This is a genomic window from Prosthecodimorpha staleyi, assembly GCF_018729455.1.
Classification (GTDB): domain Bacteria; phylum Pseudomonadota; class Alphaproteobacteria; order Rhizobiales; family Ancalomicrobiaceae; genus Prosthecodimorpha; species Prosthecodimorpha staleyi.
This window is the reverse complement of sequence record NZ_JAHHZF010000002.1, coordinates 218,520-231,485: the sequence shown is the minus strand read 5'-3', so window position 1 is coordinate 231,485 and position 12,966 is coordinate 218,520. Positions and strand designations below refer to the sequence as shown.

Annotated in this window: 10 protein-coding genes and 1 pseudogene; 10 read left to right on the top strand and 1 reads right to left on the bottom strand. The window is 68.2% G+C overall.

What is annotated here, in order from left to right:
• Window positions 1-6: 6 nt before the first annotated feature.
• Window positions 7-398, top strand: a pseudogene (locus KL771_RS04040) (transposase); the annotation flags it as partial.
• Between the two features lie 553 nt (window positions 399-951).
• Window positions 952-1,146 carry a hypothetical protein gene (locus tag KL771_RS04035; protein WP_261967275.1) on the top strand — a complete coding sequence of 65 codons (195 nt, stop codon included), beginning with the start codon at window positions 952-954 and terminating at the stop codon, window positions 1,144-1,146.
• 545 nt (window positions 1,147-1,691) lie between these two features.
• Here KL771_RS04035 and KL771_RS04025 read toward each other — a convergent pair.
• Window positions 1,692-2,579 (bottom strand): LysR family transcriptional regulator, encoded by an 888-nt coding sequence (locus tag KL771_RS04025; protein ID WP_261967274.1) that lies wholly within the window; start codon window positions 2,577-2,579, stop codon window positions 1,692-1,694.
• A gap of 138 nt (window positions 2,580-2,717) precedes the next feature.
• Between KL771_RS04025 and KL771_RS04020 the strand changes: the two genes are divergently transcribed.
• Genes KL771_RS04020 through KL771_RS03985 form a run of 8 tightly spaced genes read left to right on the top strand, consistent with a single transcriptional unit; the run spans window position 2,718 to window position 12,952 of the window.
• Window positions 2,718-4,277: an ABC transporter substrate-binding protein gene (locus KL771_RS04020; RefSeq protein ID WP_261967273.1), complete on the top strand. Its 1,560-nt coding sequence runs from the start codon at window positions 2,718-2,720 to the stop codon at window positions 4,275-4,277.
• Window positions 4,278-4,285: 8 nt separating this feature from the next.
• The gene (locus tag KL771_RS04015; RefSeq protein WP_261967272.1) at window positions 4,286-5,236 is read left to right on the top strand and encodes an ABC transporter permease; all 951 of its coding nucleotides are present in this window, start codon (window positions 4,286-4,288) and stop codon (window positions 5,234-5,236) included.
• Window positions 5,233-6,117, top strand: a complete 885-nt coding sequence (locus KL771_RS04010; protein WP_261967271.1) for an ABC transporter permease — start codon at window positions 5,233-5,235, stop codon at window positions 6,115-6,117. Before KL771_RS04015 ends, KL771_RS04010 begins: the two co-directional genes overlap by 4 nt.
• The gene (locus tag KL771_RS04005; protein WP_261967270.1) at window positions 6,114-7,100 is read left to right on the top strand and encodes an ABC transporter ATP-binding protein; all 987 of its coding nucleotides are present in this window, start codon (window positions 6,114-6,116) and stop codon (window positions 7,098-7,100) included. The genes KL771_RS04010 and KL771_RS04005 overlap by 4 nt, the downstream gene beginning before the upstream one ends.
• Window positions 7,097-7,945, top strand: coding sequence for an ATP-binding cassette domain-containing protein (locus tag KL771_RS04000; protein ID WP_261967269.1), 849 nt, complete (start codon window positions 7,097-7,099; stop codon window positions 7,943-7,945). The genes KL771_RS04005 and KL771_RS04000 overlap by 4 nt, the downstream gene beginning before the upstream one ends.
• The gene (locus tag KL771_RS03995; protein WP_261967268.1) at window positions 7,942-10,047 is read left to right on the top strand and encodes a hydantoinase/oxoprolinase family protein; all 2,106 of its coding nucleotides are present in this window, start codon (window positions 7,942-7,944) and stop codon (window positions 10,045-10,047) included. The genes KL771_RS04000 and KL771_RS03995 overlap by 4 nt, the downstream gene beginning before the upstream one ends.
• Window positions 10,044-11,786, top strand: a complete 1,743-nt coding sequence (locus KL771_RS03990; RefSeq protein WP_261967267.1) for a hydantoinase B/oxoprolinase family protein — start codon at window positions 10,044-10,046, stop codon at window positions 11,784-11,786. The genes KL771_RS03995 and KL771_RS03990 overlap by 4 nt, the downstream gene beginning before the upstream one ends.
• Window positions 11,783-12,952 carry an alanine racemase gene (locus tag KL771_RS03985; protein ID WP_261967266.1) on the top strand — a complete coding sequence of 390 codons (1,170 nt, stop codon included), beginning with the start codon at window positions 11,783-11,785 and terminating at the stop codon, window positions 12,950-12,952. Before KL771_RS03990 ends, KL771_RS03985 begins: the two co-directional genes overlap by 4 nt.
• The last annotated feature ends 14 nt before the right edge of the window (window positions 12,953-12,966 follow it).

The window sequence follows — 12,966 nt, the reverse complement described above, 5'->3', positions numbered from 1 at the left end:
GCGGGGCGGCACATCGCGGTCGATATCGACGGGCCACTCCTGATGGTTCGTCCGACTTCCGGAGACATCTCGGACAGAGCCAGAGCGCAGGCGATCCCGAACGCGTTCCCCAAGCGCCGACCTGGATCAAGCACCTCTTCGTCGATGGCGTCTATGATCGGCCGTACCTGATGGACAAGGCCGCCTATCTAGACGTCGTCTTCGAGATCATCCGCCGCAACGAGGAGAAGGCATACTTCCCCGGCCTGCCGCGTCGCTGGGTGGTCGAGCGCAGCTTCGGCTGGTTGAACCGCTGGCGACGCCTGGTGCGCGACTACGAACGCCACATCGACGTTTCCATCGCCATAATCCACGTCGCCATGGGCGGTATGCTCATCTGGCGAACCGCTCATCGATAAGTTTCGATTCGAAGGAGGGCGTCGCACTCTGGCGCATCTTTGGTGATTGAAAGTTCGATAACAAGCGCCTCTTGACCAAGCTTGCGCGGGAAATATAATAAAATTGCGAAGTATGGGAGGGTTGTATGGTGACTCTAAAATTTTCCGCATGTATGATCGCAATCGCTTTGGGGTGCTCTCAATCTTATGCTGCGGATAACAGGGAGTCTTATTTCAAGTCCTCTATTCAAGTTAGCGCGACCACACCATGGGTGGATACTGGAATTGATATTCCTTCGGACAAGACGTTTTATCTTGTTGCTGATGGGATGGTTGCCTGGGCTTCAAATGCATATGCTTCACCAAAAGGTGTTGGGTACTATCTCAACAAACAAGAGTTGCTTTTACCGGGCGGGACCCCGTATTCACTGATCTGCCGGATTGGGTCCGAAAAGCCGTTTTATGTTGGGGACTTCATGAGTGGAATGGTTACGCTTCGTTCGCCAGGGCGTTTGTACTGCGGTATTAATGAGGCGAACGGGAGTATTACGAATTAAAATGATAACTCAGGCGCATGGAGTCTTACAATAATTTACCCAAAGAAGTAGTGGATTCTGATGGTAGTTCGAGTGGTATTTATTCTCGAATACTGATCTACGGACCATTATCTGATTTCTACATCGATTTGATGATGGCGCGCGCACGTATGCTGGACTTTGAGGTGTCCGGCATCCAAGGTGCCCGCTCAGCAAGGAGAGTTGCCACCTGAATGGCGGTTATGTACATAGTAAAGGTGTGCTTTCTGCATCTCTTCGCTGAGGAGAGCCACCTTTCGCACCCGCCCCGCCGCACCCGTCCTGAACAACTGCAGGGGCTTAGAATAATGTTCCGATCTAGCTTATCGGCGCTGGTTTAGTTGCGCTGGCTGGGAAGAATTCTGGTCCTGGGCGATGGTCGCTGTCAGCCTCTCCATCTGCATCACGATCAAGCCCGTTCGGCGCGGCCTCGTCCCGGTCAGAGAGAGGTGGTTCGACAAATTCGGGTGATGGTGTGAGTGAATTTCTTGGCCGAGAGCCGGACGCAAAAGCCTGCTAACGCGTGAGTGGGCGTCCGTCCGACATGGCCGGAGGGATGAGCGGCCCCAGGCGCGCCCACTCTGCGTCCCTCCGATCGCTGGGAAGGCGTCGGCCGTCCCGCCGATGGATCTCCGTCTTCTCTGCCGTACCATCCCAAATTCCGATCCGTTCGCTTCGAAGCCGGTGAGACCTGCGACCCTACGCAGCGCAACGGACGTTTGGATCGTCCCGAAAGCCCTCAGCCCTGCGCGGCGATCTCCTGGGCGAGGCGGGCGAGGTAGGCGTATTCGGTCGAGGCCTCGCCCTCCCACCAGATGGCGCAGAGATGGTGTGCGGGGATCGGCGGGTCGGCCTCAAGGACGCGGAGCGACAGGTCCGGGCCGGACAGTTCGATCATCTCGCGCGGGAGGAGCGCGGCGCCGGTGCCGGCACTGGCGAGCCGCGCGATCACGGTCAGCGGGTTGCAGGTGTTCAGCCGCTGCGGCCTGAGGCCATGGGCGGCGAACCACAGGTGGATGGTGGTGAACAGGCCGGAGGGCGGCCCGTTGGTGAAGATCGGCAGGCCGACCAGGCTTTCCGGGGTCGCGGTCTCACCCTCGAACTTCATGCGCTCGCCGATTACCCAGACGAGGTCGATCGGCCAGAGCGGGGCGATCGTGATGCGCTCGTGCACGCGCGGCTGCGACAGGAAGGCGATGTCGATCGCCCGGTCGAGCAGCAATTGCTCCAGCCGCGTGCTGAAATCGACCGTCACGTCGACCTGCAGCCCGGGATGGCGCAGCGCGAGCGCGGCGAGCAGATTGGGCAGGATGCGGGCGGCGAAGCTGTCGGCGGCGCCGATCCTGAGCGGCCCCAGATCCGGCAGCGCGCCCTTGGAGCGGCGCTGGACATGTTCGGCATGGGTCAGCAGCCGTTCGACATCGGTGTAGATCGCCGCCCCGAGCGCGGTCCGGACCGGCCGGTAGCCCGATCGGTCGAACAGGTCGCCGCCGAGGATCCGCTCCAGCTCCTTGACGCGCAGGCTGACGGTCGGTTGCGACAGGTTGAGATGCTGGGCCGCGGCGCGAAAGCCGCCGAGCCGGGCGACCCAGTAGAAGGCTTCGGCCTGCCCGAACGAGTAGCGCATTCCAACATGATAGTGGATCGCTATCATGTTTCAATGAGAACTCATTTTCACGCTGGCGAGGGCGGTGTTAGCGTTTTGGTCATGAGGCCGGGCGAGGCATCCGGATCGGGTGTCGCGACGCGACGGAGGGAGCCGACCATGACGGAATTCACGTTGGATCGCCGCAAGTTCCTCGCCGGCGGCGCGGCCGGCGGCCTCGCCGCCCTGCTGCCGATCGATCTGCTGCACGCCCAGCCGAACAACGGCAAGACGCTCACCGTCGTGCTGCCGAGCAATCCGATCACGGTCGATCCGATCAACCAGCTTAATCATGATGCCATGGTGCTCGGGCAGACGGTGTTCGAGAACCTGGTCGAGTACGACATCGACGGCGTCCTGAAGCCGCAGCTCGCCAAGGCGCTGCCGACCATCTCGGCCGACAAGAAGACCTACGTCTTCGAACTGCGCGACGACGTCACGTTCCAGAACGGCAAGAAGATGACTGCCGAGGACGTGAAATACAGCTTCGACTATCTGCTCGATGCCAACAACAAGGCGGCGCGGCGCTCGCTGTTCACGCGCATCACCAAGGTCACGGTGCTGGAGCCCTACCGGGTCCAGTTCGACCTGTCCGAGCCCTATGGGCCGTGGCTCTACTTCCTGACCAAGTATATGGGCATCTTCCCCGTAGGCTCCCGGCAAGAGCACGGCGACGCCTATTTCAAGTCGAGCCCGAAGGGCGTGGGCACCGGTTTCGGCATCTTCGAGGACTGGAAGCCCAACGATTCCATCACCTTCGTCAAGAATCCGAACTACTGGCGCAAGGGCCTGCCGCATTGGGACCGGCTGGTCGTCAAGATGATCCCCGAGGATGCGACCCGGGTCGCCTATCTGCTCACCGGCCAGGTCGACGTGATCTCCGCGCCGCCGCCACGCGAGTTCAACAAGCTGAAGACCCTGCCGGGCGTGACCGGCGCCTCGCGTCCGACGCTCGGCGGCGCGCTTCTGATGTACACCAACACCCTGAAGCCGCCGCTCGACGACGTGAACTTCCGCAAGGCGATCTCTTGCGCGATCGACCGCAAGACCATCGGCGACAAGGTCTATTACGGCCTGCTCGATCCGTCCTCGGTGCCCGCACCGCCGCGCGGCTGGTGGTACAACGCCGAGGCCGACAAGGAGCTCGGCTACGACCTCGAGCGCGCCAAGGCCTATCTGGCCAAGTCGAAATATCCGACCGGCGCGGAGATCGACCTGTCCATCCAGGCCGAGCCCTACCTGCTCGACACCAAGGATGCGGCCATCTTCGTGCAGGCCCAACTCGCCAAGATCGGCATCAAGGTCAATCTGAAGGTCTACGAATTCTCGGTTCTGATCCAGCAGGCGATCCGCGGCGAGCACCAGATGGCCCTGCAGGTGTTCATGTCGCCGGGCGAGCCGAGCTACATCCTGCAGGTCTGCCTGACGCCCGACCAGGTCCTGTCCAAGAGCACCGGCTACAACAATCCGGAGCTCAACGGCCTGCTCGCCAAGGCCTTCGCGGAGACCGACCAGGACAAGCTCAAGGAAATCTACGGCGCGATCCAGACGATCGTCGCCCGCGATGCGCCGATCGGGGTGCTCGGCTATGTCCACGCCGCCAATCTGTGGCGGCCGTCGGTCGAGAACTTCAAGGTCAACCAGGGCCTGACCATTTCGGTCGGCGAGGTGAAGGTCTGACCGGCGCGATGGCCCTCCTTCGTGCCGTCGCCGGCCGCATCCTGGCCTCGCTCGGGACGCTCCTGATCGTCGGCCTCGCCCTCTTCGTGCTGACCCGGTCCGGCCCCAGTTCGCCGGCCCGGATCGTGCTCGGGGTCGATGCGACGGGCGACCAGATCCGCGATTTCGAGCGGACCAACGGTCTCGACCGGTCGCTCCTCGCCCAGTATGGCGATTGGCTGGCCCAGGTGGGGCGCGGCGAATTCGGCCGCTCCTTCGTGACCGGCCGGGACGTGGCGGCGGAGATCGTCAATGCGCTGCCGGTGACGCTGTCGATCGTGCTGACCGCCTTTGCGATCGCGGTCCTGTTCGGGGTCGCGCTCGGCACCGTGGCGGCACTGCGGCCGGGCGGGGTGGTCGACCGGCTGACCCGCTTCGGCACCGTGATCGGTCTGTCGATCCCGGCCTTCTGGCTCTCGATCCTGATGATCCGTGTCTTCGCCGTCGACCTGCGCTGGCTGCCGCCCGGCGGCTATGCGCCACTTTCGGCCGGGCTCGGCACCCATCTCCAGTTCGTCGTCATGCCGGCCCTGTCGCTCGCCGTCTATTACGTCGCGGTGCTCGCCCGCATGACCCAGGCGAGCCTGCAGGAGACCCTGCGCAGCGATTATGTCCGCACGGCCCGGGCCATGGGCCTGCCGCGCCGCAAGGTCGTCGTCTACGCGCTCGTCAACGCGCTGCCGCCCGTCGTCAATCTCGCCGCCCTGTCGTTCGGCTACATGTTCGGTTGGGCGCTGATCATCGAACAGGTCTTCAACGTGCCCGGTCTGTCGCGCGCCCTCCTCAACGCCATTTCGCAGCGCGATTTCCTGCTGCTGCAGGGCATCGTCTTCCTGTTCACGGCCGTCTTCATCCTCGCCAACCTGGCCGCCGACCTCATCAACCGCCTGCTCGATCCCCGCCAGAGGACCGCCGCATGACGAAGCTCCGCCAGGCGCTCGCGATCGTCGACTGGTCCGGCTGGCTCGGCGCCGTCATCGTGGTCGCCATGGTCGGCGCCGCCATCCTGGCGCCGTGGATCGCGCCCTTCGACCCGGTCGCGGTCAATATCGAGGACCGGCTGACCGCCCCCGACGCAGTGCATTGGCTCGGCACCGACCAGGCCGGCCGCGATGTCTTCAGCCGCATCGTCTACGGCGCGCGCGCCTCGCTTGCCGTCGGCATCGGCGCGGTGCTGATCGGCGGGCTGATCGGCGTCTCGGCCGGCATCTTCGCCGCCTACAAGGGCGGCCTCGCCGAACTGGCGGTGATGCGCATCGTCGACGCCGTCGCGTCGATCCCGCTCCTGGTCTGGGCGATCGCCATCGTCGGCGTGCTCGGCGTCGGGCCGGTCCAGGTCGGGCCGCTCCTCTTGCCCAACGAGGCCAAGATCATTCTGCTGGTCGGCTGCCTGTTCTCGCCGGTCTTCGCCCGCGTCACCCATGCGGTCGCCAAGCGGGTGGTGACGGCCGATTTCGTCAAGGCGCGCTGGCTGCAGGGCGCCGGCCACTGGACGATCGTCACCGGCGACGTGCTGCCGAACTGCCTGTCGCCGATCATCGTCCAGGCGACGCTGTTGGTCGCGATCGGCATCGTCGTGGAGGCCTCGGTCAGCTTCGTCGGGCTCGGCGTGCAACCGCCCGCGGCGAGTTGGGGCACCATGCTGTCGGATGCGCGCAACGCGATCTATTCGGGCGAATGGTGGCTGCCGGTGTTTCCGGGTCTCGCCATCTCGATCACGGTGATCGGCTTCAACCTCCTCGGCGATGCGGTGCGCGACCTGTTTGATCCGCGCAGCGAGGCAAGGACCCTGGTGGCATGACCGCGCCCCTGCTCGACATCCAGGATCTGCGGGTCGGCTTCCGGGCCGGCGGGCGGCGCATGATCGAGGCCGTGCGCGGCGTCAGCCTGGCGGTTCGGCCCGGCGAGGCGGTCGGCATCGTCGGCGAGAGCGGCTCGGGCAAGAGCCTCGGCATGCTGGCGGTGATGCGGCTCCTGGCCGGCGGCGCCCGCATCACCGGCGGCCGCATCCTGTTCGACGGCGAGGATCTCGCCGCCGCGCCGGAACGCCGGATGGCGGCGCTGCGCGGTCGCGACATCGCCATGGTGTTCCAGGACCCGCAAAGCTCGCTCAACCCGGCGCTCAGCATCGGCCGCCAGATCGTCGACGTGGTCGTCGCACACCAGGCCGTGTCGCGCTCCCGGGCGGCCGAGATCGCCGTCGATGCGCTCGAGCGCGTCGGCATCCGCGACGCCTCCGCGCGGCTCGGCGCCTTTCCGCACGAATTCTCCGGCGGCATGCGCCAGCGCGTGCTGATCGCCATGGCGATCGCCTGCCGGCCGCGCCTGCTGATCGCCGACGAGCCGACCACCGCGCTCGATGTCACCGTGCAGGCCCAGATCGTCGACCTGATCGCCGAGCTCCGGCGCGATCTCGGGCTGGCGGTCGTGTTCATCTCGCACAATCTGCAGCTGGTCGCCGAGATCGTCGACCGGGTCGTGGTCATGTATGGCGGCAAGCTGGTCGAGGATGCCGATATCTTCGCGATCGAGGACGCGCCGCGCCATCCCTATACGCGGCTGCTCAAGGCCTGCGTGCCGACCCTGACGGCCCCGCCCGGGCCGCTCTTCGCCATCGAGGGCGCGCCGCCGCGGCTCGGCGCCATGCCGCCCGGCTGCCCCTTCGCCCCGCGCTGCCCGCGCGCTCTGCCCCGCTGCGCCGCCGAGATGCCGCCGTTGGAGGCCGAATTGCCGCCGCCGACGGCCAAGGACGGGCGCCGACTCGCCTGCTGGAACCCGCAATGAGCGCGCCGATCCTCAGCCTGTCCGGCGTGACCAAGAGCTATCCGCGCGGCGGCATGCTCGGCTCCCTGTTCGGCGCGCGCGAGCCGGTGCTGGCGCTCGACGACGTGTCGCTCGACGTGATGGCCGGCGACGTTGTCGGCATCGTCGGCGAAAGCGGCTCGGGCAAGTCGACGCTGGCGCAGCTCGCCGTCGGGCTGACCCGGCCGACGGCCGGCACGATCCGGCTCGGCGGCGAGGATCTCGGGCTCCTGATGCGCGACCATGCCGGTCCCTGGCGGCGTCGCATCCAGATGGCGTTCCAGGATTCCTCCAGCGCGCTCAATCCGCGCAAGTCGGTCGGCCGCTGCCTCGACGAGACGCTGGCGCTGGCCGGCGTCGACAGGGCGGCGAGGACCGGGGAGGCGGCGGCGCTACTCGGCCGGGTCGGTCTCGGCGCCGAGATGCTGCCGCGCCTGCCGCACGAGCTGTCCGGCGGCCAGCGCCAGCGCGTCGGCCTCGCCCGCGCCCTGGCCATGAAACCCGACGTGCTGATCGCCGACGAGCCGGTCTCCGCGCTCGACGTGTCGCTGCAGGCCCAGGTGATCAACCTGCTCGGCCGGCTGACCGGCGAACTCGGCCTGACGCTGCTCTTCATCAGCCACGACCTCGCCCTCGTCCGCGCCCTGTGCCGCCGCGTGATCGTCATGCGCAAGGGCCGGATCGTCGAGGAGGGGCCGTGCCTGCAGGTGCTCGAAGCCCCCCGCCACGACTATACGCGGCTGCTCCTGTCCGCGGTGCCCAAGGGCATCGAGGGACGGCGCCGGCCGCCGGACCGAACCTCGAACCCCGAGTTCCCCCGCCCATGAGCCAGCCCCAACCCAGCGCGCACCGCTACCGGATCGGCATCGATATCGGCGGCACCTTCACGGATGTGGTGGTCGCCCGCGACGACGGCCTGATCGAGACCCGCAAGGTGCCGTCGACCCCCGACGACTACAGCCGCGGCATCGCGGTGGCGCTGGCGCGCCTGATCGACGATCTGGCCACCACGCCGGACCGGATCGTCGGCATCGTCCATGCGACCACGGTCGCCACCAACGCCATCCTGGAGTTCAAGGGCGCCCGCACCGGCCTCCTGACCACGGCCGGATTCCGCGATGTGCTGGAGATGCGCCGCCTGCGCATCCCCGTGCTCTACGACCTGCAATATGACAAGCCGAAGCCGCTCGTGCCGCGTCATCTGCGGCTCGAAGTGCCGGAGCGCATGGCGGCGGACGGCAGCGTCCGCGTGCCGCTCGACCGGGCCGCCGTGCTGGCCGCCGCGGAGCGGTTCCGCGCGGAAGGCGTCGAGGCGGTCGCGGTCAGCTTCCTGCACGCGCACACCAACCCGGCCCACGAGATCGAGGCCGAGGCGATCCTGCGCGAGGCACTCGGCGCCGGCGTCTATCTCTGCCGCGGCTCGGAAATTCTCCCCGAAATCCGCGAATACGAGCGTACCAGCACGGTGGTGGTGAACGCCTATATCGGGCCGGTGGTGCACAACTACGCGGTCGCCCTGACGGCCCGGCTGGCCTCGATCGGCATCCATTGCCCGATCGAGATGATGCATTCCGGCGGCGGCATCATGCGGCTGGAATCGGCGGTCCGGCGCGCGGCTTCGCTGGTCGAATCCGGACCGGCGGCGGGCGTCGTCGCCTGCGCCCGGCTCGGCTCGCGCAACGCGGAAAGCCTGATCAGCTTCGACATGGGCGGCACCACCGCCAAGGCGGCGCTGATCGAGGACGGCGAGCCGGCGCGCACGACCGAATACGAGGTCGGCGCGGGCATCAACCTCTCCTCCAAGCTGGTCAAGGGCGGCGGCTATCCGATCAAGATGCCGTTCATCGACGTGTCGGAGATCGGCGCCGGCGGCGGCAGCCTGGTCCGGCTCGACCGCATGAACCAGGTGACCGTCGGTCCGCAGAGCGCGGGCGCCTATCCGGGCCCGGTCTGCTACGGGCTCGGCGGCCGCGAGGCGACGCTGACCGACGCCTTCGTCACGCTCGGCTACATAAACGACGTGGCGCTGGCCGGCGGCAGCTTCCCGATCGATGCGGAGGCCGGCCGGGCCGCACTCGCTGACCAGATCGCCCGGCCGCTCGGGCTCGATCTCGTCCGCACGGCGCGCGGCGTCCTGACCCTGGCGGTGACCACCATGACCCGGGCCGTCAAGGCGGTCTCGACCTATCGCGGCCGCGATCCGCGTCAGGCGACGCTGGTCGCCTTCGGCGGCAACGGGCCGGTGGTCGCCACCGAGGTGGCGCGCGCGCTCGGCATCCGCCGCGTGATCGTGCCGCGCGCCGCCGGCGTGTTCAGCGCGCTCGGCCTGCTGCGCTCCGATGTCGAGCAGGAATTCGTCCGCCCCTCCGGCCGCCGGCCGGGCGAGATGGATGCGGCGGGGCTTGCCGACCTCTTCGCAACGCTCGCCGCCGATGCCGAACGGCAACTCCGGGCCGAGGGCTACGACCTGACCGGCGCGGTCGTCCGCCGCTTCGCCGATCTGCGCTACGTCGGGCAGGCCTACGAACTGACCGTGCCGGCCGACCATCTCGATCTCGCCGGCCTCGCCGAACGGTTCCACCAGGAGCACGAGCGCACCTACGGTCATCGCTCGATGCGCGACCCGGTCCATCTGGTCAACGCCCGGCTGATGATCCGCCTGCCGCTGCGCGCGGCTCGCGGCTGGTTCGCCGCGCCCGGCCCCGTCGCGCATGCCGACCGGCGCATCGCCTTCGCGGATCCGGGCGGCGGGGCGGGGGCCTCGGAGCCGGGCCTCGTCGCCGTGATCGGCCGTTCCGATCTCGACGAGGCGCCGCGCGCCGGTCCCTTCGTGGTCGAGGATTATGACTGCACCTGCGTCGTGGCGCCCGGGCAGACCGCCCGGCTCGACGCGGTCGGCAATATCGAGATCGCCCTGGAGGCCGCATGAGTGCCGCATCGATCGACCCGATCACCCTGGAGGTGATCCGCAACGCGCTCGCCTCGACCGCCGACGAGATGGCGCTGATCGTGATGCGCAGCGCCTATTCGCCCGTGGTGCGCGACATCATGGATTATTCGACCGCGCTCTGCGATGCGCAGGGCCGCGTCATCGCGCAAGGTTTGACCCTGCCGATCCAGCTCTGCTCCTTCCCGCGCATCATGCGCTACGTGCAGGAGCGCTTCGGCGCGGATCTCCATCCCGGCGACATCCTGATCGCCAACGATCCCTACGGCTCCGGCGGCCAGCATCTGCCCGACATCTACATCCTGAAGCCGATCTTCGTCGACGGTGCGCTGGCCGGCTTCGCCGCAACGGTCGCCCACCACACCGACATCGGCGGCATCGTGCCCGGCTCGGTCGCGATCTATGCGACTGAGATCCAGCAGGAAGGCCTGCGCCTGCCGCTGGTCAAGATCTACGAGAAGGGCCGGCCCGTCGACGCGGTCATGCGCATCCTGGAGGCCAATACGCGCTCGCCGGTCGAGGTGCTCGGCGACATCCGCGCCCAGATCGCCGCCTGCCACGTCGCCGAGGAGGGGCTGACGGCGCTGGTCCGACGCTACGGCGCGGGCCCGCTCGCCGCCTATATCGAGGCTCTGCACGACCACGCCGAGGCGCTGATGCGCGAAACCATCCGCGCCCTGCCGGACGGGGTCTATCGCGCCGTCGACTATATCGACGGCTTCGGCGAGACGCCCGTGCCGCTGCCGATCGCCGTCACCGTGACGGTGGCGGGCGACCGGCTCGACATCGACTTCACCGGCACCGCCGACCAGGTCGCGGCGGCCATCAACTGCCCGATCTCGCTGCCGGAATCGGCGAGCTTCTGCGCGGTGCGCTGCCTGTCGCGCCAGGACATCCCGAATTGCGAGGGCTACCTGCGTCCGATCACGGTCAGCGCGCCGGAGGGCTGCCTGGTCAATCCGCGCTACCCGGCCGCCTGCGGCGCGCGCGGCGTGGTCGGCTACCGGGTCTTCGACGCGATCATGCAGGCGCTGGCGCAGGTGGTGCCCGAGCGGGCGATCGGCGGATCGGAGGGCGGGCCCTATCTGCTCGCCGCCGGCGGCATCCATCACGGCCGGCCCTATGTGCTGAACGAGATGGTGGTCGGCACCTGGGGGGCGCGCGCCGGCAAGGACGGCATCGAGGGCATCTCGAACCCGGCGGCGAACATCTCCAACCAGCCGGTCGAAATGATCGAGACCGACATGCCGGTCGAGGTGCTGGGCTACGGACTGGTGGCGGATTCCGGCGGGCCGGGCGAGTTCCGCGGCGGTCTCGCCTTCGTGCGCGAATTCCGCTTCCTGGCCGATACCCGCTTCACGCTGCGCGGCGACCGGCGCGACCATCCGCCCTACGGGCTGGAGGGCGGCGCGGCGGGTGCGCCCTCGGCCCATATCCTGGTCCGCCCCGACGGCGGCGAACGCAGCCTGCCGACCATGCCGATGGAGAGCTTTCCGGCGCGCGCCGGCGATATCTTCCGCCTCGTCGGGGCCGGTGGCGGCGGCTATGGCGATCCCTTGCGGCGTGCGCCCGAGCGCGTCGCCGACGACCTGCGCGAGGGCAAGGTCTCGCGTGCCGGGGCCGAACGGGACTACGGTGTCGTCTTCTGCGCCGACGGCGCGACGGTCGATCCGGCCGCCACCCGCGCCCGGCGCGACCAACTGGCCGGGAGCCGCGCGTGACCCCATCGGTATCCGACACCATGATCGGCGCGGCTGCGCTCAACCGTGACCTCGTCGATGTCGCCGGCGGCCGGACCCGGCTGGAGACGCCGGCGGCCGTGCTCGACCTCGACCTGTTCGAGGCCAACATGGCGCGCATGGGCGCGGCCTGCGCGGCGGCGGGCGTGGCGCTTCGGCCGCATGCCAAGTCGCACAAATGCGCCGAAATCGCCCGCCGCCAGATCGCCGCCGGCGCGCTCGGTGTCTGCTGCGCCAAGCCCGGCGAACTGCTCGCCTTGCACGCGGCCGGCATCGACGACCTGCTCCTGTCCGCTCCGGTCGCCAGTGCCCGCAAGATCGATGCGCTCGCCCGTGCGGCAGCGGCCGGCGCCCGCATCGACCTCGTCGTCGAGCGGCCGGACCTCGCCCAGGCTTATGCCGCAGCGGCCCGCCGCCACGGCACTCGCTTCGGCGCGCTGGTCGACCTCGATACCGGGCTGAAGCGCAGCGGCGTCGCCGATCCGGCGGCCGCGGTAGCGATCGCGACCGCGATCGCCGCGGAGGACACGCTGGTCTACCGCGGCGTGCAGGCCTATCACGGCCGGATGCAGCATATCGACGGCTTCGCCGAACGGCGCGCGGTCGGCACGGACGTGAACGGCGTGCTGGCGGCGCTGATCGAGGCGCTGGCCGCGGCCGGCTTCGCGCCGCCCATCGTCAGCGGCGGCGGCACGGGAAGTTTCGCCATCGACGGGGCGGCCGGCATCCTGACCGAGATCCAGGCCGGGTCCTATGTGTTCATGGACGAGGGCTATGCCTCGGTCGACAGCACCGGCGCGGGCCGTTCGGATTTCGCGCCGGCCCTGCGCATCGCCGTGACGGTGATCGGCCATTCCTCCGCCGGCTTCGCCATCACGGACGGCGGCAGCAAGAGCTTCGCGCTCGACGGGCCGGCGCCGCGCGTGTTCCTCGACGGCCGCGAGATCGGCCGGATCGAATGGTGCGGCGACGAGTTCGGCCGCATCCTGCCGGCGAACAGCGGCGCGCCGCTTGCCGTCGGCACCGTGGTCGAGTGCACCGTCCCGCATTGCGACCCGACCATCAACCTGCACGACTGGCTGCATGTCTGCCAGGGCGACCGGCTCGTCGCGCAGTGGCCGGTCGAGGCGCGCGGCCGCTCGGACTGACATCTCTTGGTCAG

What these genes read in the sequence shown, in the direction of transcription:
- KL771_RS04000 (WP_261967269.1), top strand. Translation starts at nt 7,097, where the DNA reads ATGAGCGCGCCGATCCTCAGCCTGTCCGGCGTGACCAAGAGCTATCCG.
- KL771_RS04035 (WP_261967275.1), top strand. Translation starts at nt 952, where the DNA reads ATGGAGTCTTACAATAATTTACCCAAAGAAGTAGTGGATTCTGATGGT.
- KL771_RS03995 (WP_261967268.1), top strand. Translation starts at nt 7,942, where the DNA reads ATGAGCCAGCCCCAACCCAGCGCGCACCGCTACCGGATCGGCATCGAT.
- KL771_RS04015 (WP_261967272.1), top strand. Translation starts at nt 4,286, where the DNA reads ATGGCCCTCCTTCGTGCCGTCGCCGGCCGCATCCTGGCCTCGCTCGGG.
- KL771_RS03990 (WP_261967267.1), top strand. Translation starts at nt 10,044, where the DNA reads ATGAGTGCCGCATCGATCGACCCGATCACCCTGGAGGTGATCCGCAAC.
- KL771_RS04010 (WP_261967271.1), top strand. Translation starts at nt 5,233, where the DNA reads ATGACGAAGCTCCGCCAGGCGCTCGCGATCGTCGACTGGTCCGGCTGG.
- KL771_RS04025 (WP_261967274.1), bottom strand. Translation starts at nt 2,579, where the DNA reads ATGCGCTACTCGTTCGGGCAGGCCGAAGCCTTCTACTGGGTCGCCCGG.
- KL771_RS04020 (WP_261967273.1), top strand. Translation starts at nt 2,718, where the DNA reads ATGACGGAATTCACGTTGGATCGCCGCAAGTTCCTCGCCGGCGGCGCG.
- KL771_RS04005 (WP_261967270.1), top strand. Translation starts at nt 6,114, where the DNA reads ATGACCGCGCCCCTGCTCGACATCCAGGATCTGCGGGTCGGCTTCCGG.